Source organism: Pseudomonas sp. NFPP07 (genome assembly GCF_900115645.1).
Taxonomy (GTDB): Bacteria; Pseudomonadota; Gammaproteobacteria; order Pseudomonadales; family Pseudomonadaceae; genus Aquipseudomonas; species Aquipseudomonas chlororaphis.
Genome location: NZ_FOXG01000004.1, coordinates 120,162 through 141,395 on the forward strand (window position 1 = coordinate 120,162; position 21,234 = coordinate 141,395).

16 protein-coding genes and 1 pseudogene are annotated in these 21,234 nt (G+C 65.5%); 4 read left to right on the forward strand and 13 right to left on the reverse strand.

Annotated elements, in window-relative coordinates; translation table 11 throughout:
- Nucleotides 1–351 precede the first annotated feature (351 nt).
- Complete coding sequence (locus BM019_RS11720; RefSeq protein ID WP_092418332.1) at nucleotides 352–4,083, forward strand: autotransporter domain-containing protein; 3,732 nt, start codon at nucleotides 352–354, stop codon at nucleotides 4,081–4,083.
- A 123-nt stretch (nucleotides 4,084–4,206) separates the two neighbouring features.
- On the opposite strand, the gene BM019_RS11725 is transcribed toward BM019_RS11720, so the two are convergent.
- On the reverse strand, nucleotides 4,207–4,968 hold the full coding sequence (locus BM019_RS11725; protein WP_062825522.1) for an alpha/beta hydrolase: 762 nt from the start codon (nucleotides 4,966–4,968) through the stop codon (nucleotides 4,207–4,209).
- A gap of 250 nt (nucleotides 4,969–5,218) precedes the next feature.
- Between BM019_RS11725 and BM019_RS11730 the strand changes: the two genes are divergently transcribed.
- Both BM019_RS11730 and BM019_RS11735 read left to right on the forward strand, forming a co-directional pair.
- Nucleotides 5,219–6,820, forward strand: a complete 1,602-nt coding sequence (locus BM019_RS11730; protein WP_092418333.1) for a serine/threonine-protein kinase — start codon at nucleotides 5,219–5,221, stop codon at nucleotides 6,818–6,820.
- Between the two features lie 204 nt (nucleotides 6,821–7,024).
- Nucleotides 7,025–8,131, forward strand: coding sequence for a Gfo/Idh/MocA family protein (locus BM019_RS11735; protein WP_092418334.1), 1,107 nt, complete (start codon nucleotides 7,025–7,027; stop codon nucleotides 8,129–8,131).
- A gap of 106 nt (nucleotides 8,132–8,237) precedes the next feature.
- Here the strand turns inward: BM019_RS11735 and BM019_RS11740 are convergent, their stop codons facing one another.
- The 11 genes from BM019_RS11740 to BM019_RS11790 all read right to left on the reverse strand — a co-directional run bounded on the left by BM019_RS11740 (nucleotide 8,238) and on the right by BM019_RS11790 (nucleotide 19,532).
- Entirely contained in the window at nucleotides 8,238–9,674 is a 1,437-nt protein-coding gene (locus BM019_RS11740; RefSeq protein ID WP_092418335.1) for an FAD/NAD(P)-binding protein, read from the reverse strand.
- A 14-nt stretch (nucleotides 9,675–9,688) separates the two neighbouring features.
- A complete protein-coding gene (locus BM019_RS11745; RefSeq protein ID WP_007923885.1) occupies nucleotides 9,689–10,456 on the reverse strand; it encodes an ABC transporter ATP-binding protein in 768 nt (255 codons plus the stop codon).
- Between the two features lie 3 nt (nucleotides 10,457–10,459).
- Nucleotides 10,460–11,800, reverse strand: coding sequence for an ABC transporter substrate-binding protein (locus BM019_RS11750; RefSeq protein WP_092418336.1), 1,341 nt, complete (start codon nucleotides 11,798–11,800; stop codon nucleotides 10,460–10,462).
- Nucleotides 11,801–11,826: 26 nt separating this feature from the next.
- Nucleotides 11,827–12,876, reverse strand: a complete 1,050-nt coding sequence (locus BM019_RS11755) for a branched-chain amino acid ABC transporter permease (protein ID WP_062825517.1) — start codon at nucleotides 12,874–12,876, stop codon at nucleotides 11,827–11,829.
- A gap of 4 nt (nucleotides 12,877–12,880) precedes the next feature.
- Nucleotides 12,881–13,762, reverse strand: a complete 882-nt coding sequence (locus BM019_RS11760) for a branched-chain amino acid ABC transporter permease (protein ID WP_092418337.1) — start codon at nucleotides 13,760–13,762, stop codon at nucleotides 12,881–12,883.
- Nucleotides 13,762–14,538 (reverse strand): ABC transporter ATP-binding protein, encoded by a 777-nt coding sequence (locus BM019_RS11765; protein WP_085531344.1) that lies wholly within the window; start codon nucleotides 14,536–14,538, stop codon nucleotides 13,762–13,764. Before BM019_RS11765 ends, BM019_RS11760 begins: the two co-directional genes overlap by 1 nt.
- Complete coding sequence (locus BM019_RS11770; protein WP_092418338.1) at nucleotides 14,535–15,524, reverse strand: AMP-binding protein; 990 nt, start codon at nucleotides 15,522–15,524, stop codon at nucleotides 14,535–14,537. Before BM019_RS11770 ends, BM019_RS11765 begins: the two co-directional genes overlap by 4 nt.
- 164 nt (nucleotides 15,525–15,688) lie before the next feature.
- A complete protein-coding gene (locus BM019_RS11775; RefSeq protein ID WP_092418339.1) occupies nucleotides 15,689–17,107 on the reverse strand; it encodes an LLM class flavin-dependent oxidoreductase in 1,419 nt (472 codons plus the stop codon).
- Nucleotides 17,107–17,583 carry an acyl-CoA dehydrogenase gene (locus BM019_RS11780; RefSeq protein ID WP_092418340.1) on the reverse strand — a complete coding sequence of 159 codons (477 nt, stop codon included), beginning with the start codon at nucleotides 17,581–17,583 and terminating at the stop codon, nucleotides 17,107–17,109. The genes BM019_RS11775 and BM019_RS11780 overlap by 1 nt, the downstream gene beginning before the upstream one ends.
- A 10-nt stretch (nucleotides 17,584–17,593) precedes the next feature.
- On the reverse strand, nucleotides 17,594–18,796 hold the full coding sequence (locus BM019_RS11785) for an SfnB family sulfur acquisition oxidoreductase (protein ID WP_009043404.1): 1,203 nt from the start codon (nucleotides 18,794–18,796) through the stop codon (nucleotides 17,594–17,596).
- Between the two features lie 172 nt (nucleotides 18,797–18,968).
- On the reverse strand, nucleotides 18,969–19,532 hold the full coding sequence (locus BM019_RS11790; protein ID WP_009043403.1) for a helix-turn-helix domain-containing protein: 564 nt from the start codon (nucleotides 19,530–19,532) through the stop codon (nucleotides 18,969–18,971).
- A 15-nt stretch (nucleotides 19,533–19,547) separates the two neighbouring features.
- On the opposite strand from BM019_RS11790, the pseudogene BM019_RS11795 reads away from it, so the two are divergent.
- Nucleotides 19,548–20,565 (forward strand): annotated as a pseudogene (locus BM019_RS11795) (DMT family transporter).
- Nucleotide 20,566: 1 nt separating this feature from the next.
- On the opposite strand, the gene BM019_RS11800 reads toward BM019_RS11795, so the two are convergent.
- Nucleotides 20,567–21,010, reverse strand: coding sequence for a hypothetical protein (locus BM019_RS11800; protein WP_092418341.1), 444 nt, complete (start codon nucleotides 21,008–21,010; stop codon nucleotides 20,567–20,569).
- Nucleotides 21,011–21,234: the final 224 nt, after the last annotated feature.

Sequence of the window (21,234 nt, forward strand, 5' to 3'; positions counted from 1 at the left end):
CTCATTTGTCATGCTATAACCCTCTCGCAGTTAATTTTCTGCAACACCACTCATGCGAAAAACCATTGTTTGAAAACAGCGGAGGGCGATGTGCGCCTTAAAGAAAAACAACTTGAGGATCAACAACTGACCATTCGTTGTTTGTCGACTTCTTAATATGTACCACCTAGTGAGTATCAAGCGATACAGTAACGATAACCGCGACTGGACTCGCTATTGCTCAGTAAAAACAATAAACACACCACGTGCTTCTAAACAGCACCTTTGTTTCAACCCATCATTTACACCCTGCCTATTACAAGAGATCGAAACATCAGTTTCGACCAAGGACATATCTCAAGGAAAAGGAACATGGACGTAGCAGGTATCGATTCAGGCAAACGCAGCAACCGTTTAAAACCAGCTTCCCTGAGCCCTGTCGCAATGGCCATCGCCTTGTGGCTGGGTCAGGGCCAGATGGCTCTGGCAGATAATCCGCCCACCGGCTCGCCCTATACACCCCAGGTATTGGAGGCTGCGTTCAGGAAAGCCGCTGCGTCATTCGCGCCGGGTACCGCCGTGTATACCAACTTGCGTTTTGGTGTAGGCAATACCCTGGACCTGGCAGCCAAAGAGTTTGCCGCACAATCGACAAAGTTCGACTCGTTGCTCCAGCAGAACTACGAGTTGCAGACGGGAAACCTGTCGATCAGTGCAATGCTCGGCGATACGAGCAAGCCACTTGATTACAACAACAATCTGGATCGCTATAAAAGCCGCCTGTTCAGCAACTCCGGCCGCTATACCCAAAACATATTCGACTTCGCCAAAGCGATTATTGCCAACCTGCCGGCGGCCCAACCTTATACCTATATAGAGCCGGGTGTGGCCACGGACCTGCACAAACAACTCAATGCCGGACAGTCATGGTCCGCCGCGACCGGCAACTGGAGCAATAACGCGCAAACCTGGAAGACTCCGGAAGCCCAGGTCAACTCCGGCCTGGACCGGACCAACGCCTATTACGCCTATGCCCTGGGTATCACCGGGAAAGGGGTAAACGTCGGCGTGCTGGACTCGGGCATCCTCAGTGAACATTCGGAATTCCAGGGCAAGAACGCCGCAGGCGAAAACCGTGTGCAGGCGGTCACCTCTACCGGCGAATACTACGCAACCCATCCGCGCTATCGGCTGGAGGTGCCTGCCGGCGAGTTCCACAAAGGTGAGCACTTCAGTATTGCGGGTGAGTACGACCCGAGCTTCAACGACGGCCACGGCACGGAAATGTCCGGAGTACTGGCGGCCAGTCGCAATGGTACCGGCATGCACGGCATCGCCTTCGACGCCAATCTGTTCGTGGCCAACACCGGCGGCAGCGACAACGACCGTTATCAAGGCTCCAACGACCTCGACTACAACGCCTTCATGGCCAGCTACGACGCGCTGGCGGCGAAAAAAGTGTCGATCGTCAACCAGAGCTGGGGGCAGAACTCGCGTAATGACATAGAGAACCACTTCGGCACTGTCGGCGACAGCCCGGAGGATATCCTCAGGGACATGACCGCCGCCTACCGGCCATTCTGGGACAAGGCCCACGCGGGCCAGAAGACCTGGATGGATGCCATGGCCGACGCCGGCCGGCAGTACTCGTTCATCCAGATCATCTCCGCCGGCAACGACAGCCATGGCGCCAACCCGGACACCAACGCCAACCTCCCCTATTTCAAGCCGGACCTGGAATCCAAGTGGCTGTCCATCACCGGTTATGACGAGAGCGGCGCCCAGGTCTACAACCGCTGCGGCACCTCCAAGTGGTGGTGCGTCATGGGGGTTTCCGGCATTCCGTCCGCAGGACCGGAAGGCGAGATCATCCCCAACGCCAATGGCACCTCGGCGGCCGCCCCCAGCGTTTCCGGCGCCCTGGCCCTGGTGATCCAGCGCTTTCCCTACATGACCGCGAGCCAGGCCCGCGATGTCTTGCTGACCACCTCCACCCTGCAAACCCCGGACGGCCCCGACACCCCCGTCGGCGACCGGACGGGCGGACGCACCTACGACAACCTGCAACCGGTGCACGACGCCGCTCCCGGCACCCCGCAGGTGCCAGGCGTGGTCAACGGCTGGGGCCTGCCCAACCTGAAAAAGGCCATGCAGGGCCCGGGACAGTTCGTCGGAGCACTGGCCGTGGCGCTGCCCGCCGGCACCCGCGATATCTGGGCCAACGACATCTCCGACGAAGCGATCCGTGCCCGACGCAGCGAAGACGCCGCCGAACAGGCCACCTGGAGCGCGATCAAGCAGCACAAAGGTTGGGGCAACGGTCTACCGGCCGGGGCCTCGGCGGACGATCAATTCCAGTACGAGATCGGCATGACCCGCGAGCAGGCGACGCTGACCCGCGGCCTGGACCCGCTGACCGGCCAGACCTATGTCGGCAGCCTGATAAAGTCCGGGGATGGGGAACTGCTACTCGACGGCCAGAGCAGCTATTCGGGCAGTACCTGGGTCCGTGGCGGCAAGCTCTCGGTGGACGGCAGCTTGACCTCCAGCGTGACGGTCGATGGCAGCGCCGTGGGCACCGTCGATGCCAATAACCAGGTGGTCACCCGTATCGGCGGCACCCTGGCGGGTAACGGCAGCATCGGCACCCTGCTGGTGAACAACGGCGGTACCGTGGCCCCCGGCCATTCGGTCGGCACCCTGCACACCGGCGACGTCACGTTCAACCCGGGTTCGGTGTACGCGGTGGAAGTCGCCGCCAACGGGCAGACCGACACCATCCAGAGCACGGGCGTGGCTACTCTCAACGGCGGACAGGTCACCCTCTCCATGGAAAACAGCCCCAACCTGCTGTCTGCGGCCCAGGCCAGCAGCTACCTGGGCCAGCAGTTCAACATCCTCAGCGCCAGCCAGGGGATCAACGGCCAGTTCGCTTCCGTCGCCCCCAGCTTCTTGTTCCTCGACACCCGCCTGAACTACCAGCCGAACCAGCTGAACCTGGGCATCTACCGCAACCAGACCGCGTTCGCCAGCGTAGCCTTGACCCGTAACGAGCGTGCCGTCGCCAGCGCCATCGACACATTGAGCGCAGGTAATCCGGTGTACGAGAGCATCCTGGCCTCCGACTCGGCGGAACTGGCGCGACAAGCCTTCAACCAGCTCGATGGCCAAGTGCACTCCGACATCGCCGCTGCGCAGATCGCTGACAGCCGTTACCTGCGTGACGCAGTCAACGGCCGCCTGCAACAGGCTCAGGTCCTGGATACCGATATGGATATCCAGGCCAGCAGCAATGGTGGTTGGGTGCAATTGCTCGGTGGCCACAGGCAAGTCGACGCCGATCACAACGCCACGCGCTACAGCACTTCCACCACCGGCGTCCTGCTCGGCCTGGACACCGAGGTCGGCGATGGCTGGCGCGTCGGTGCGGCAACCGGCTACACCAGAACCGATCTGAACGGAGCCTCCAGGACTTCCGCCGACAGCGACAACTATCACCTGTCGATCTATGGCGGCAAACGTTTCGACAGCATCGCCCTGCGCCTCGGCGGAGCCAGCACCTGGCACCGCTTCGACACTTCCCGTGACGTGACGTACGGCAACCAGTCGAGCCATGAAAAAGCCAACTACAACGCGCGTACCGATCAGGTGTTCGGCGAAATCGGCTACACCCGGTGGGCGGCTTTCGAGCCCTTCGCCAACCTCAGCTACATCAACTTCCAGAACGACTCGTTCAAGGAACGCGGCGGTGCAGCAGCCTTGCATGCCAGCAAGCAAAGCCAGGACGCCACGCTCTCGACCCTTGGCCTGCGAGGTCATACGCAATTGCCGGTGAGCGCCACCCGCTCGGTGACCTTGCGTGGCGAGCTGGGCTGGGAACACCAGTACGGCGACCTGGATCGTGAAACCTCATTGAAATTTGCCGGCAGTGCGGCGGCCTTTGCGGTGAACGGCGTGCCGGTGTCTCGCGATGGCGCGGTGGTCAAGGCCGCTGCGGAAATGGCCATAAGCAAAGACACCCTGGTGTCGCTGAACTACACCGGGCTGGTGTCCGGCCATGGCGGTGGCAGCACGGTCAACCTGGGGTTCACCTTCCAGTTCTGACCCTGCTCAGGTGATCGGCCCATGGGTGCAATGACTGTTCATTGCACCCTTTTTATTGGCTATGTCTCAGGACAGGAGCGAGGAGCCGGCATAAGCCGGCGCCTCGCCGGAAGGCCGGCGCGCTCACAGCCCGCTGCGGAGCAGTTCCAGGAACCGCGGGCTCGCGTCTATCGAATTGTGCCCCGCGCCCGGGACGACCTCGAGCCTGGCCACGCCGGGGGCGAAATGCGCATAGAGCGTCTCGGTGCTCGAACGCGGGATGACTTCGTCGTGTTCGGCGGCGATCAGCAAAGTCGGCACGGCGATGCGCGGTGCGTATTTCCAGGATTCGAACTTGTCCCGCAGCAGCCACCTCACCGGAAGAAAGGGAAACTGGCTGGCGGCGAACTCCTGCAGGCTATGGAACGGCGTGATCAGCACCAGGCGCGATGCCGGACGCTGGCTGGCCAGGCGCACGGCGACAGCCGCGCCGAGGCTGCGCCCGACCACCACGATACGCGGGTGGGCGGCTTGCACCTTGTCGAACAAGGCCATGGCATCGCGCGCGATGGCCGCCTCGGAGGGCGATCCGGAACTGCCGCCATAGCCTCGGTAGTGCAGCAGGTAGAGTGCATGCTCGGGAAAGGCCCGGGCAAACTCCGGCAGGTTGAGGGACACGTCCTCGGCGTTGCCACCGAAGTAGAGCAACGCCTTCGGGCCGTCGTGGGGCCTCACGGAAACCAGCACCTCGGCGTCGGCGACCGGCAGCCTGAGCAGCGTGGCGGGGCTGTCGATGGCGCGGGGCTGGGGGAAGTAGATGAGCGAACGCTGCAACCCCCACGCCGCGACGCAGAGCGCCAGGTACAAGGCGCCGAGCAATGCCAGGAGCGAAACCATTCGTGACATGTGGCTCACCTCCGTTGGGCTACGAAGCGCTGCAAGCGACCGCCGGCGGTCGCTTGCAGCGCCCAGGATAGGCTCATATGCCGGCATTGCGCAGCGCGAAACGCCAGGACGGCGGCAGACGGCGAGCCGGGAACTATCGGAAAAGTTCCCCGCTCTTATTAATATTAATTAGAGACCCGATCCGACGGGTGACATCCGGCCCGACAGTATCGGCGATACCCCCAATCAGCGGCTGCTCACGGATTCTTTCATGGACGAACGATTACCCGAGATACCCGGCTACAGCGTGCATAGCCGGCTTGGCCAAGGCGGGATGGCCGAAGTCTACCTGGCAACCCAGGAGTCGCTGCACCGCAAGGTGGCGGTGAAGGTACTGCTCAACGCCAATGACGAGGCGTTCAGCAAGCGCTTCATCCGCGAGGGGCATATCGTCGCCTCGTTGCACCACCCCACGATCATCACCATCCACGACATCAACAGACTGGCCGATGGCCGCTACTACCTGGCCATGGAGTTCGTCGGCGGCGGCGACCTGGCCCGGCACAAGGGCGAGGTGTTCGAGCCGACGCGCGCCCTGGATATCGTCCGGCAGATCGCCACCGGCCTCGCCGTGGTGCATGAGCAGGGCCTGATCCATCGCGATATCAAGCCGGCGAACATCCTCTTCCGCAGCGACGGCACGGTGGTGATCACCGATTTCGGCATCGCCAAGGCGCTGGAGATGGACAGCGAGCTCACCGGGCTCGGCATCGCGGTCGGCAGCCCGGCCTACAGCAGCCCGGAACAGACGCAGTGCCAGCCGCTGGATATCCGCACCGACATCTACAGCCTGGGCGTGATCTTCCTGGAGATGCTCATCGGCACCAATCCGTTCCGCGGCGCCAGCTATACCCAGACCGTGATGAACCACGTGCAGATGCCGGCGCCGAGCTTGCCGGCGCACATCAGCCCGTACAAGGCGGTGCTCGAGCGGATGCTGGCGAAGGACCCCAACCAGCGCTTCGCCGACTGCCGGGCGCTGCTGCAGGCACTCGATGAGCTGGACCAGCCAGAGCAACCGGACGAACCGGACGAGCCCAGCGAGGTGGCGCTGGAATCTACCCGCTTCGCGCCGGCCCTGATCGATCCTGCGCCGCTCCAGGCCCAGGCCCAGGCCGAGCCCGAGCCCGCCCGCCGGCGCAGTCCGAACAGGCGCCTGGCTCTGTGGGCACTCGGCAGCCTGCTGCTGCTCGGCGCTGCCAGCGGCACCGGCCTGTACCTGCAGCAGCGGATCGAGATCACCGAGCTGCTGGCGCGTGGCGAACATCGCCTGGCGGCGGGCCAGCTGGTCGAGCCGGCGCAGGACAATGCCGAGTATTTCTTCAACCAGGCCTTGCAGCTCGACGAAACCAGCGCGCAGGCCCGGCAAGGACTGCAACGGGTAGCCGCGGCGCGGATCGCCGGCTACCGGCAACTGGCCGAGCAGCGCATCGCCGAAGAACACCTGCTGGAGCCCGAGGATGACAGCGCGGTGTTCTATTACCGGCAGATACTCGGCCTGGAGCCGAGCAACGCCCAGGCGCTGGCCGGGTTGAACCAGGTGGCGCTGCTCTACGCCGAGATGAGCGAAAGCGCGTATGCCAAGGGCGATCACGACCTGGCGCGGGCCTATATCAAGCATGGCTTGGAAGCCCGTCCGGACAGCCCCGAGCTACTCGCACTCCGGGACCGGCATGAGCAGCGCAAACGCAGTGGCCAAGCGCCGCGCCCGTCCGCTGCGCGGCCTTCCCCGCCGCCCCCGGCACCTCAATCGACCGGCGAGCGGACGGAACAGCCGAATGCGCTCAAGCGCCTGTGGAACAGGCTCTTTTGAGGTGACCAGGGCACGCGGAGCCGAGACCAAGACATAAAAAAGGCTATTGGGACATCGCCTTTTTACTTGCACCCTTCGCTTTTCCCGGCCGGATTGTCGAGCAGCTGCGGCGCGCCACTGAAAATTTATTCTATGGATTGCAATTAACGAATTTTTATTCCATAAATAGCCCTCCTTACAATAAAAATTCTGAAAGGTCCGGCTATGGGTGAACTTGGAATAGGCTTGATCGGCACCGGTTTCATGGGGCGGGCCCATGCGCTGGCGTTTCGTAATGTCAGTGCGGTATTCGAATTACCGGTGCGCCTGCACCTGGCGGCGCTGGCCGATGCCGACCGCCAGCGCGCCGAACATTGCGCGGCGGCCTGGGGGTTCGCCCGGGCCCACGGCGACTGGCAACGGCTGATCGACGACCCCAGGGTCGACCTGGTGGCGATCACCACGCCCAATCACCTGCACTTCCCCATGGCCATGGCCGCGCTGAAGGCCGGCAAGGCGGTGTACTGCGAGAAGCCCCTGGCGGTCAGCGTCGAACAGGCGCAGCAGATGCAGCAAGCGGCCCAGGCCGCCGGGGTGGTCACCCGGGTCGGCTACAACTACCAGCACAACCCGATGATCGTGCAGGCCAAGGCGCTGATCGACAGCGGCGAACTGGGGCAGATCGTCAGCTTCCAGGGCGAGTTCAGCGAAGACTTCATGGCCGACCCGGCCTCGCCCTTCTCCTGGCGCTGCGATCCGCAGCACGCCGGTGGCGCCCTGGCCGACCTGGGCAGCCATCTGCTGGCCATGGCGCGCTATCTGCTGGGCGAGGTCGAGGCAGTCTGCGCCGACAGCCAGACCGTGCACCACCAGCGCCCGGCCAGCGCCGGCAGCCAGGAGCAGCGCCCGATCGCCGTGGACGACCAGGCCCATGCCCTGCTGCGTTTCGCCAGCGGTGCCCGCGGGACCTTCAGCAGCAGTTGGCTCAAGCATGGCTACAAGAACCACCTGAGTTTCGAGATCAGCGGCACCCGCGGCACCCTGGCCTTCGACCAGGAACGCCTCAACGAACTGCGCCTGTACCGGGCCGGCGATAGCGGCTTCCAGCGCCTGCTGGCCGGGCCCGCCCTGCCCGGCTACGCCGCCTTCAGCCCGGCCCCGGGGCATCAACTGGGCTACAACGAGCTGAAGACCCTGGAGGTCCATGAGCTGATCATGGCGCTTAGCGGCCAGGGACAAAGCGGGACGGATTTCGCCGAGGCCTGGCAGGTCGAGCGCCTGGCGGCGGCGATCCGCCTTGCCGCCGCCGAACAGCGCTGGGTGACCCTGTAGCCGCTGCTGAGCCAAGGCGAAGCTGCGAAAAGGTCCGCAGGACCTTGCTTGGCGGCCTCAGGATCGCGGCGTCTGCTGCGCAGCCGTTCGCAGCCTGCGGCAGCGGCTACAAGGGTAATGCCGCCAGGCGTGCGGCCAGAGCCTTGGCTTGCAGGGCCACGTCGGTCACCGCGGTGCTTTCCCACCACATGCCGCGCAACGGCGGGCCCATGGCGAACAGCCGGCGGGCCACCTGCCCTTCGGCATCCACCACCGCGCCAGCGGCGTCGGCCCAAATCCCCAGGGCCAGCGGCCCCGGCGTGATCAGGCCACGGGCCAGCAATTGCTGCGGCAACGGCCGGGCGACCCGGCGCCAGTCGTATTCGATGCCGCTGGAGTTGATCAGCGCATCCCCCGCGACCCAGCGGGTTTGCGCTTCGCCACGGCGACGGATGCAAATCGCCAGGCGTCCATCCGCCGAAGGCTCCAGGCCCTTGAACGAGGCCGCCTGGATGCGCAAGCGCCCTTCCCCGTGCAAACGCGCGACCAGCTCGGCACTCAGCGGCGGCGAACGGTGGTGATGGCTTTCCCACCACGGCCGCACATGGCGCACGAACTGCCGGCGCTGCACGTCCGTGGCCTGGCTCCACAAACGCCCGATATGGGCGCGCACCGTGTCCAGCGGCGCCTGCCAGTCCACGCCATCCGCCAACGCCTGGCGACATTGCCGACGCAGCTCGCGCAGCAACTGGCGCGGGCTGCGCAGGCTGGGATCCTCGGCGAGGAAGTCGACCCAGGCCGGTGGCTGGCGCCGCACATGGGGCAACAGGCCGTGGCGCGAGAACACCTCGATCGGCCCGCGATGTCCGGCCTGCTCCAGGGACACCACGGCGTCGACCATGGTCAGCCCGGAGCCGATGATCAGCACCGTGGCCTGCGGGTCGAGCCGGCTCATGGCCGAAACGTCCCAGGGGTCCAGCGCGGCGGCATTGAGGCCGCTGGACTGGGTCTGCGGCGTGCGTGCCGCCGGGAACATGCCGGTGGCCAGCACGGCAAAGGCACCGCGTAGTTGCTGACCGTCGTCGAGGGTCAGCCAGGCACCCTCGGCGTCGGCCTGCAAGTCCACCACCTCGGCGCGCACATGCGCCACCGTCGAGCCCTGCGAGGCGCCAATCGCCTGGGCCTCTGCCAGCCGCTGCTGGACATACAGGCCGAAGATTCCGCGCGGTGGAAACAGCTCGCTGATGGGCACGGGCTGCTGCTTCGATTCCGGCCAGCCACCGGCGGCGATGTAATCGGTCAGCCATTGAGTCAGGTCGTCGGCGTTGTCCGGGTCGACGCTCATGCGCGCGGCGTTGCCGTTCAGGGTGTGGCCCAGTTCGACGGCGCTGTAGGCCTCGCCGCGCCCCAGTTCGCTGCGCGGCTCGATCACTAGCACCTGGCGCCGGCCCGGCAGGCGCAGCAGTTGGGCGGCGAGCAAGGCGCCACTCAGGCCGCCGCCGACAATCAGCACATCGGCGTCACGGGTGGCGCCGCTCGCCTGTCCGTTGGGTGTTTGGCTCATGGGGTTCTCACGGGTCAGTGCCTGCCTAGGTAGAAGTCCTGCAGATCGCCCCGGGCCAGCAGTTCATCGGTCGTGCCGGACCAGGCCACGCGCCCGGTGTCGAGCACGTAGGCCCTGGAGGCGTACTTGAGCGCCACATTAATGTTTTGTTCGGCGATCAGGAAGCTCACCCGCGCCTCGCGATTGAGTTGCGCGACGATTTCGAAAATCTCCTGGACAATGATCGGCGCCAGGCCCATGGACGGTTCGTCCAGCAGCACCAGGCGCGGCCGGGTCATCAGCGCGCGGCCGAGGGCGACCATCTGCTGCTCGCCGCCCGAGGTCAGGCCGGCGCGGGTGCCGCGCCTGGTCTTCAGGCGCGGGAACCAGGCGTAGATACGCTCCAGGTCGGCGGCCAGTTCCCGGCGGCTCAAGCCACGGACAAAACCGCCGCTGCGCAGGTTGTCCTCCACCGTCAACTGCGGGAACACATGGCGCCCCTCCAGCACATGGACCATGCCCTGGCGCACCCGCTGGCTCGGGTCGACGCCGGCGCTGTCCTGGCCGAGAAAGGCGATCGAGCCACGGCTGACCTCGGCCCGCTCGGCGCGCAGCAGCCCGGAGATCGCCTTGAGGCTGGTGCTCTTGCCGGCGCCGTTGGCCCCCAGCAAGGCGACTATGCCGCCCTCGGGCACGCTCAGGGAGACCCCGGCCACCGCGAGAATCGCACCGTCGTAGATCACCTCGATATCGCGCACCTGCAACAGGTCGTCGGCCGTAGCGGCCGGAGCGGTCTGGCTCATGCTTCATTCATCCCCGGTGCAGCTGCGTGGCGTGAGGTTCTTTTCCTTGGCGAAGGCCGCCGACTTCTCGTCGATCAGCGGCCGCAGCAAGGCGCGGTCGGCGGCGATCCAGTCGCTGATCAGGGTCCAGTGGGCGCCGTCCCACTGCTGCACCCGCGCCGAACCGCCGCCCTCGTGATCGCGGCAGGACAGCTTGAGGTTCTGCATCAACCCCAGGTACCCCATGTCCTTGAGCCGGGCGTCGTCGATGTTCAGGTGCTCCAGGCCCCAGCGGCCTTCTTCGCCATTGAGCGGGCGCTGGCCGAACTTGCCCTGGGCGGTGCGGATCGCTTCGACCGCCACCGCGGCGTTCACCAGCCCGGAGTTGTAGTACACGCTGCCGAAGTTCTTCAGGTCCTTGAGGTCACTCTTGCCCTGGTCGAGGATGTATTGCTTGAGACGCCGGTGGATGTCGAAATCGCTTCCCGCCGGATAAGGCGTCAGCGCCAGGTAGCCTTTGGCCGCCGCGCCGGCCGGCAATACGTCTTCGCTGGAGCTGGCCCAGATGTCGCCGATGATGTGGTCCACCGGGAAGCCGAAGCGCGCGGCGGTCTTCACCGCCACCGGGGTCGAGACGCCCCAGGTGCGCAGGAATACCCAGTCGGGGTTCTGCTGGCGCACCTGGCGCCATTGTGCCGACTGCTCGTTACCCGGATCGGCCACCGGAATCTGGATGTTCTCGAAGCCGTACTTCTGCGCCAGCAGCTTCAGCGGGCCGAGGGTTTCCCGGCCATAGGCCGAATCGTGGTAGACCGTGGCGATCTTCTTGCCCTTGAGCTTGTCGAAGCCGCCCTCGCGCTCGGCGATGTAGTTCACCAGGGTCGACGCCTCGCTGTAGAAGGTCAGCATCACCGGGAAGTTATAGGGAAACACCGTGCCGTCGGTGGCTTCCGTACGGCCGTAACCCAGGGTGATCAGCGGGATCTTGTCGACCTCGGCGCGCTCGCTCAGGGCATAGGCCGCCGGTGCGCCGTTGGGCTGGTAGACCGCCACCGGCGCGCCATCCAGGCCGTTCTTGAAGCGCTCGTAGCACTCGATGCCCTTCTCCGCCGTCCACTCGGTCTCGCACTCCTGCCAGACCAGCTTGACCCCGTTGATCCCGCCTTCCACCTGATTGATGTAGTTCAGGTAGTCGATCATGCCGGCCCACACCTGCACCCCGCTGGAGGCATAGGCGCCGACCCGGTAAGTGGCCAGCGGAAAGAACTGCTGGTCCGCCGCGGCCTGCGCCACGGGCGCCGCGCCGCCGAGGATCGCCAGCGCCACCGCGACGCCGGCCAGGGAACGTTTCAAGGATGCACGCATATCTTCTCTCTACTCAGGAGTGGAATTCAGAAACGCAGCGGCCAGTGCCCCAGCCGTTGACGGAGATTGCCCAACAAGCGGATCAAGCCCTCCGGCTCCTTGATCAGGAACAGGATGATCAGCACGCCGAAGATGATTTTCTGCAGGTTCTGCAACTGCCCGGCATCCACCGCACCGCCCGCCAGGGCTTGCCCGGCGTGGCTCAACAGGATCGGCAGCAGGCTGATGAAGGCCGCGCCGACGAAGTTGCCGGCCACGCTGCCCATGCCGCCGATAATGATGATGAACAGGATCTGGAACGAACGATTGATATCGAAGCTGCTGGCGCTGGCGGTGCCCAGGTAGGCGAAGGCCCACAGGGCGCCGGCGATGCCCAGGTAGAAGGAACTGACGGCGAACGCCAGGCGCTTGTAGCGCGCCACCGGAATGCCGATCACCGCCGCCGCGGTGTCCATGTCGCGAATCGCCATCCAGTTGCGCCCGACCTGACTGCGCACCAGGTTCAGCGCGACCCAGGTCAACAGCAGCACGCAGGCCAGGGTCAGCAGGTAACGCCCGACCGGGGTATTGAGGTCATGGCCGAACAGGCTCAGCCGGGGCGCCGAAATGGTCCCCGAGGAGCCGTAGTTGTAGAACCAGGGAAACTTGACGAACAGCCACTCCAGGAAGAATTGCGCCGCCAGGGTGGTGACCATCAGGTAGAAGCCCTTGATCCGCGAACTGGGCAGGCCGAACAGCCAGCCCACCGCCGCGCTGATCAAGCCGCCGCCAAGCAGCGCCAAGGGCAGGCCCAGCTCCGGCAGGCGCAGCAGCAAGCCATAGGTGGCGAAGGCCCCGACCGCCATGAAGCCGGCGGCGCCGACCGAGGTCTGGCCGGTGTAGCCGGTGAGCAGGTTGAGGCCGAGCCCGGCCAGGGACAGCACCAGGAACGGGATCAGAATGGCGTTGAGCCAATAGTCGTTGCCCACCAGGGGTACGCCGACCAGGGCCAGCAACAGCAGGCCGCCCAGGCCCCAGGGCAGGCGGCGCGGGATCAACAGCACAGGCGCGGTGGCCTGGGTCAGGGGAATGGACATGGGTTCAGACTCGCTCGATGGCGCGCTCGCCGAACAGGCCGGCGGGACGGATATAAAGGAAGGCCAGGGCCAGCACATAGGCGAACCAGGGGGTGATGCCGCCGCCGATCAGCGGGCCGATGTAGACCTCGGCCAGATTCTCCGCGGCGCCGACGATCAGCCCGCCGACTATCGCCCCACCGATCGAGGTGAAGCCGCCGATGATCAGCACCGGCAAAGCCTTGAGCACCACCAGCGACAGCGAGAACTGCACGCCCTGGCGCGCGCCCCAGAGCAGCCCGGCCACCAGCCCGACGATGCCGGCCACGGCCCAGACGATCTGCCAGATGCGGTTGAGGTTGATGCCGATCGACAGCGCGGCCGTGGTGTCGTCGGCCACCGCCCGCAGCGACACGCCGATCCGGGTCTTGTTGAACAGCAGCGCCAGCACCGTCACCAGCACCACGGCCGTGGCCGCGGCGATCAGGTCGAACTGGCTGAGCATCAGCGGCCCGAGGAACAGCGGCACGTCGTCGATGCCCAGGTCCAGCGCCCTGACCTGGGAGCCCATCAGCCCCTGGGCCAGGCCTTCGATGATGAACGACAGGCCCAGGGTGGCCATGAACAGGGTGATCTGCGAACGATTGACCAGCGGCCGCAGCACCAGCCGCTCGATCAGCCAGGCGCCGGCGATCATCACCAGCACCGTCGCCAGCAGCGCCAGGACAAAGGGCACGCCCTGGTCGTGCAGGCTGACGAAGGTCAGCGCGGCGAACAGCAACATCGCGCCCTGGGCGAAATTGAACACGCCGCTGGCCTTGTAGATCAGCACGAAGCCGATGGCCACCAGCGAATACAGGGTGCCGGCCAGCAGGCCGCCCAGCAGGGTTTCGAAAAAAAAGCTCATCAGTGCACCGCCCCCAGGTAGGCGGCGATCACCTCGGGGTCGGCCTGCACTTCGGCCGGGGTGCCGTCGCCGACCTTGCGCCCGTAGTCCAGCACCACCACATGGTCGGACAGGTCCATGACCACATTCATATCGTGCTCGATCAGCACCACCGTGGTGCCGAGGTCGCGGTTGATGTCGGCGATGAAACGCGCCATGTCCTGTTTTTCCTCGGCGTTCATCCCGGCCATGGGCTCGTCCAGCAGCAACAGGCTGGGCCCGGCGATCAGGGCCCGGCCCAGCTCGACGCGCTTTTGCAGGCCGTAGGCCAGGTTGCCCACCGGCACATCGCGCTGCGCCTGCAACTCGAGGAACTCGAGAATGCCCTGGGCCAGTTGCCGATGGGCCTCGGCCTCGCGCCGCGCCCGGGGCAGCCCCAGGGCCTGTTCGATAAAGCTGGCGCGGGTGTGCCGCGACAGGCCGCTGAGCAGGTTGTCGATCACGCTCATCTTCTTGAACAGCGCGTTGTTCTGGAAGGTCCGGCCGATGCCCCGGCGCGCGGCCTGCAAGGGGTCGATGCGCTGGAACGCCTCGCGGTCGAAGACAATCGAACCGGCGTCGAAGCGATAGACGCCATTGAGGATATTGAGCAAGGAGCTCTTGCCGGCGCCATTGGGCCCGATCAGCGCGCAGATCTCGCCGCGCGCGACCGCGAAGGACAGCTGGTTGATCGCCTTCACCCCCTTGAACGACAGGGAGATGGCATTGACTTGCAGGATGGGGTCGGCGGCGCTCATGCGATATTCCGTTTGAGTTCGGCCAGCCACACCGGCGCCGAAGGTGTCGAGGGGTTGCCGGGGGCTTGCCAGATGTAATCCAGGCGCTGGAACCCCAGGAGCCGGCGCACCCGGTTCTTCAGCAGCCGTTGCAGGGGGCGGTGCGGCTGGGCAATGGCCCAGTCGCACAGGCGGCGGCGCCAACTGCCCACGGGCGCCAGGCGGCTTTCGATGTCGTCGGCCAGGCGTTGCAGGCAAGGCCCCGAGAGCAGCAGGCCGCTGGGGACGACATCGCGGCGGTCGCGGCTGGCCGAACCGCGGCTTTCCGGGAAGGCCAGGCTATGGCCGCTGTGCAGCCACTGGTGCAGCAAGACCCTCAGGCCTTCCGGCCAGTGCGTGCCCTCCTCGCTCCACAGCTGCGCGGCATGGGCCGGATGCCGCCAGTGGTTCTGGCGCTGGGGCTTTTCCCGGCTGCCGAGCAGGTCGCTGAAGGCCAGCACCGGCTGGCGCGAACCCTGCGGCAGGCGCGGAACAGCCTGATGGGCAATCAATAATTGCGGGGCCATGCTGCTTTCGCCCGCCGCGACCCAGCGCAGCAACTGCTGGCGCGAATGCACGAAGGCATGGCTGGGGCGCAGGTTCCACAGGGCCTGGCGCAGGGCTTGCGGGTCGAGCTCGTCGCTCAGGGTCAGCACCTGGCCGCCCACCCGTTGCGCGGCCAGGGCCAGGAGCAGCAGGTTGGGCTCGAACAGGCCGCTCAACGCCAGTCGCGAGCCTTCGTCGAAACCCTGTTGGCGCAGGCCGTCGGCCAGGCGCTCGACATCCCGCGCGGCATCGATCCAGCGCCAGTTGTACCAATGGCCGTGGCGCTTGTGACGCAACGCGCTGGCCAGCGGGCTGACCTGCGCCCAGTGCTGCAACAGCTCCAGGGCCGCGGGCAGCAGCACAGTGTGTTCCGCTGTTCGCGCGTCCGCCGGGGGTGAACGCTTGAGTTCATGCACGCTCATGGACTGACCTCGATTCCTTGGGCAAAAGCGTGCGGTGGTCCGCTGGCTGTTTTTGGTTTGCACTGCACCTGTAGCCGCTGCCGCAGGCTGCGATCGACCGACAGGTCGTGACGATCACACTGACGCTGAAGGTCCTTCGGACCTATCGCAGCCTGCGGCAGCGGCTACAGGGACGGTATCCGGATGGAGGCCACCTGCTGCTCCTGGCGATGCAAGGCCGCCAGGTCGCGATAGGCGCTGCCCGGATGGTTCTGCGGCAAGCGCGGCCCGGCGCCGAACAGCTTCTCGCGCAAGGTGCCGGGGGCGTATTCGGTCTTGTACACGCCGCGCTTCTGCAACTCGGGGACCAGCAGTTCGACGGCGTCGACAAAGGTCTCGTGGGTCAACGCATAGGCCAGGTTGAAGCCGTCCACATCGGTGTCCTCGACCCACTCCTGGAGCAGATCGGCCACGGTTTCCGGGCTGCCGACGAACAGCGGGCCAAAGCCGCCGATACCGACCCAGTCCGCCAGCTCATGGGGCGTCCAGACCTTGTTCGGGTCGGCCGTGGAGAAGGCCTCCACCGCCGACTGGATGGCGTTGGTGTGCACATGCTTGAGCGGCTCATCGGGCTTGAACTGGCTGAAGTCGATACCGGTCCAGCCGGAAATCAGCGCCATGGCGCCCTCGTAGCTGACCCAGGACTTGTACTCCTCGAACTTGGCCCTGGCCTTGGCGTCGGTCTCGCCGAGGATCACCGTCTGCAGGTTGAAGATCAGGATCTGCGCCGGATCGCGCCCGGCCTCGGCGGCGCGGCGGCGGATATCGGCCACGGTCTTCTTCAGCAGCACCTTGGACGGCGCGGCGACAAACACGCACTCGGCCTGCTCGGCGGCGAACTGCTTGCCACGGCTCGACGCCCCGGCCTGGTAGAGCACCGGGGTGCGTTGCGGCGAAGGCTCGCAGAGGTGGATACCCGGCACCTGGAAGTGTGGGCCGACGTGGCGGATCTCATGGATCTTGCTCGGGTCGCTGAAGATCCGCCGTTCCCGGTCGCGCAGCACCGCGCCCTCTTCCCAGCTGCCTTCCCAGAGCTTGTAGCAGACCTGCAGGTATTCCTCGGCGTAGTCGTAGCGGGCGTCGTGCTCGGTCTGGGCTTTCTGCCCGAGGTTCTTCGCCCCGCTTTCCAGGTAGGAGGTGACGATGTTCCAGCCGGCGCGGCCGCGGGTCAGGTGGTCGAGTGTGGAAAGACGCCGGGCGAAGGGATAGGGATGCTCGAACGACAGCGACGCAGTCAGGCCGAAGCCCAGGTGCTCGGTGACCAGGGCCATGGGCGGGATCAGTTGCAGCGGGTCGTTGACCGGCACCTGGGCCGCCTGGCGGATCGCCGCCTCGCCGTTGCCCTGGTAGACGTCGTAGATGCCCAGCACATCGGCGATAAACAGGCCGTCGAACTTGCCGCGTTCGAGGATCCGCGCCAGGTCGGTCCAGTATTCGAGGTCCTTGTATTGCCAGGAGCGATCCCGGGGGTGGGCCCACAGGCCCGGCGACTGGTGGCCGACACAGTTCATGTCGAACGCGTTGAGACGGATTTCCCGGGCCATCAAACCGCACTCCTGAAACTGGGCGGCACCACGCCATTGAGGCGGTAGTTGCCGATCAACGGGTATTTCCAGCGCAAGGGTTCACCCTGCGCGGCGGGCAGCGGGCTGCGCTGGCCGGTCAGCTCGAACTCGGCGTTGCTCACCGCGAGCAAGGCCTCGCGGCTGGCGATGGCCGCCTCGGCCTGGGCCACGCCGATTTCGGCGACGTCGGGCTCCCTGGCGAGCAGGGATTGCGCCCGTTCCTGCAAGGCGGCGGCGACTTCGATGCGGATCAGCAGGTCGCCAAAGCGGCTGATCACATAAGGGTCGTCGCTGGCCCGGGCCTGGCCGCTGCCGGGCCAGGGTTTGGCCTGCTCACGGACAAACTTGAGGGTCGATTGCAGCAGTTCGCGGGCGCGGCGCAGGTCGTCCTGGCTGTGCTCGGGCTGTTCATCGGCGGGTGTTTCATGGGCGGTGGCTTGGCTCAATGCGTTCATGGGCGGTTCCTCAGTTCCAGGCGTGGCGGGCCGGCTTGACGCCGTTGAGCAGGAAGTTGCCGATCAGGTGGTATTTCCAGCGCGCCGGGTCATGCAGGGTGTGGGTCCGCGCGTTGCGCCAGTAGCGGTCGAGGTTGTACTTGCCCAGCACCGAGCGAGTGCCGGCCAGTTCGAACAGCTTGCTGCTGGCAAGCAAGGCGCTTTCCGCCGACAGCACCTTGGCTTGCGCCACCACCACCGAGGCCTGGGCCACGGTGTCTTCGTTGGGTTCGCGCAGTGCCTGGTCGATGGCCAGGCCGGCTTTTTCCAGGATCGCCTCGGTGCCGTGCACTCGCCATTCCAGGTCGCCGATGGCGGCGATGGTGAACGGGTCCTGCCAGCCATGATCCTGGCCACTGTCGATCCAGGGGCGCGACTGGCGCGCGTGGCGCTTGGCTTCTTCCAGGGCGCCGACTGCCAGGCCGGTGTCCACCGCCGCCTGGATGATCTGCGAGATCGGCCCGTCGGCGGTGGGCTCGTCGAATGCACGATGGGCCGGGATCACCGCGCTCAGCGGCACCTGCACCGCGTCGAGGGTGACCCCGCCGCTGGCGGTGGTGCGCTGGCCGAAACCGTCCCAGCTGTCGATCACGGTCAGGCCGGGGTTATCCCGTTCGATAAAGGCGATGAACGCCTTGTTCTCTTCGTCGACCGCCACCGCCGGCACGATATGGGCGAACAAGGCGCCGGTGCAGTAGAACTTCTCGCCGTCGATCCGCGCGCCGTCGGCGTTGAAACGAATGCGGGTCTCGAAGGCGCCGGCATGCTTGCTGCCGGCTTCGGAGAACGCATTGCCGAAGCGATAGCCCTGCAGCACCTTGGCGAAGTAGTAGCGCTTCTGCTCTTCGCTGGCGGTCTGCAGCAGGATGTCGAGCACACCCAGGTGGTTCTGCGGCAGCTGGCCGAGGGACGAGTCGGCGGCGGAAATGATCTTGATCACCTGCGCCACCGTCACATAGGACACCCCGGCGCCCCCGTAAGCCTTGGGAATGGTGATGCCCCACAGGCCGCTGGCGGAGAACTCATCCAGCTCGGCGAACGGCAGGCGCCGCTCGCGATCGCGCACGCTGGCCTCGACGGCGAAACGTTCGGCCAGGGTCCGGGCGACGGCAATCGCCTCGGCGTCGGAGTGGATGATGTGGGCGGTTCGGGTGGGTTGAGCAGTGGCTGTCATGGCCGACTCCAGGTCCTGTCGAATGCGGAAGATCCGTTCTGATCTGGAGATTGCAGAAGTCGTGCCGAAGACTATAAGTCTTATAAATCAGTAAGTTGATTGATATTCATAAGAAATAGCATCAATTGAAAACAGGCAAAATGTTCAAGCACTGTTGCCCAGGCAACAGTGCTCAGATCACCACGTTGCGCACGAAACGCACCGCCACCGCCCCATCGTTGCGATAGGCATGCGGCAGGTTGCTGGCGAACATGAAGAACTCGCCGCTGTCCAGGCGCCGCTCCTGCTCGCCCAGGACCAGGGTCAGGCAACCCTCGAAGACATACAGCTGCTCGCTCCAGCCTTCGGCATCCGGTTCCGACAGGTATTGCTCGCCCGGCTCCAGGCGCCATTCCCAGAGCTCCACTTCGCGGCAGGCGTTGGCCTTGGCCAGCAGCACCGCCTTGCTCCCGGGAATCAGCCCGGCCCAGGCCAGCTCGTTGATCCGACTCGGGTCGCGGGCATCGGGGGCCTGGATCAGGTCGCTGAAGGCCACGTCCAGGGCTTCGGCCACACGGTCCAGGGTGCTGAGGCTGACATTCTTCTCACCGGCCTCGATGGCCACCAGCATGCGCCGGCTGACCCCGGACTTTTCCGCCAGGGCGCTCTGGCTCAGCTCGGCGGCGTGGCGCAGGCGCCGGACGTTGTGACTGACATGCTGCAGCACGGAAGCGCGCTGCCCAGGATCTTTGTGCACTATATTGCTCACTGTATGGGTTTGCGCAGTATACTGCCCAACTTCGCGGCGCATTGTGCGGCCGCCCCGGGTAGCACGCAAGGGCATGACGTCGGTGAACTCCTGCAAATCTTCTTCCTTCTTCCTCAAACTGAGCAAAGCCGAGTGTGTGCTGGTGCTGATCACCATGGTCTGGGGCGGCACCTTTCTCACGGTGCAGCACGCCATGACCGTCAGCGGCCCGATGTTCTTCGTCGGCCTGCGGTTCGCCGCGGCGGCCTGCATCGTCGGGCTGTTCTCCCTGCGCAGCCTGCGCGGGCTGACCCTGTTCGAACTCAAGGCCGGGGTCTTCATCGGCACCGCCATCATGCTCGGCTACGGCCTGCAGACCGTGGGCCTGCAAAGCATTCCCAGCAGCCAGTCGGCCTTTATCACCGCGCTGTACGTGCCCTTCGTGCCGCTGCTGCAATGGCTGTTCATGGGCAAGCGCCCGGGGCTGATGCCGAGCATCGGCATCATGCTGGCCTTCACCGGCCTGATGCTGCTCTCCGGGCCCAGCGGCGCCGCGCTGGACTTCAGCCCGGGAGAAATCGCCACCTTGATCAGCACCGTGGCCATCGCCGCGGAAATCATCCTGATCAGCACCTATGCCGGCCAGGTCGATGTGCGCCGGGTCACCGTAGTACAACTGGCCGCGACCTCGGTGCTGTCGTTCCTGATGGTGGTACCGACCCAGGAAGCCATCCCGGACTTTTCCTGGCTGCTGCTGGCCAGCGCCCTGGGCCTGGGCGCCGCCAGCGCAGCGATCCAGGTGGCGATGAACTGGGCGCAGAAAAGCGTCTCGCCGACCCGCGCCACCCTGATCTACGCCGGCGAACCGGTGTGGGCCGGGCTGGTCGGGCGCATCGCCGGCGAACGCCTGCCGGCCCTGGCCCTGCTGGGCGGCGCGCTGATCGTCGCGGCGGTGATCGTCAGCGAGTTGAAGACCAAGGGTAAGAGCGGCGAAGTGGTCGAGGCGGATCGGCTGGATGAAACGGCGGACTCGCAACGCTGAGCTAGCGCGGCAACGATTGGAGGATGGCCGCCAGCTCCTGCCGGGACAGCTGGCCGGCCTGTACGGCGGCGACAATGTCCTCTCGCGTCATGGTCTTCTCCGGGACCTGCCCGGGATCGATATTCCACAACCACAAGGGGCTGATCCGCTCCTGCCCCGGCCAGAAGGCCTTGGGCAAGGCTTCCTGGGCGATCACGCCCTTGTGATAGAAGTACGCCAGGTAACGGCCATGGCCCTCGGCAAAGCCGGTGTCGTAATAGAGCACGGAGCCGGCGGGCAAGGCCGCCGCTGCTTGCCCCTCGATCGACAAGGGCTCCAGGGTCTTGAAGCGGCTCATGCCGGCAGTGGGCCCGGCCAGGGTCAGCCACAGCCAGACGATCCAGCCGCCGAGGGCCATCAACAGCAGGCTGGCGAGGGTTTTGCGGGTAAAGGGTCCGAGGGTCATAAAGGGACTGTCTGCTTCCTTTCAAGCGGGTCCGTTGCCGAGGGGCGCGACCATAACACCGCGCGCAGCGCTTTGTTGTCATTCACCCCGGGCAAACTGCCAGGGCTTTCGGCCAAGCCGGTTCTTATCCCCTGCCTTGACGGCTGGCCGAAGGGGTTTTGTAGGATCCTGCCACAGCTTCAAGGTTGGTGATCACAGAGTCGGCACGTATGATGCATCACAAT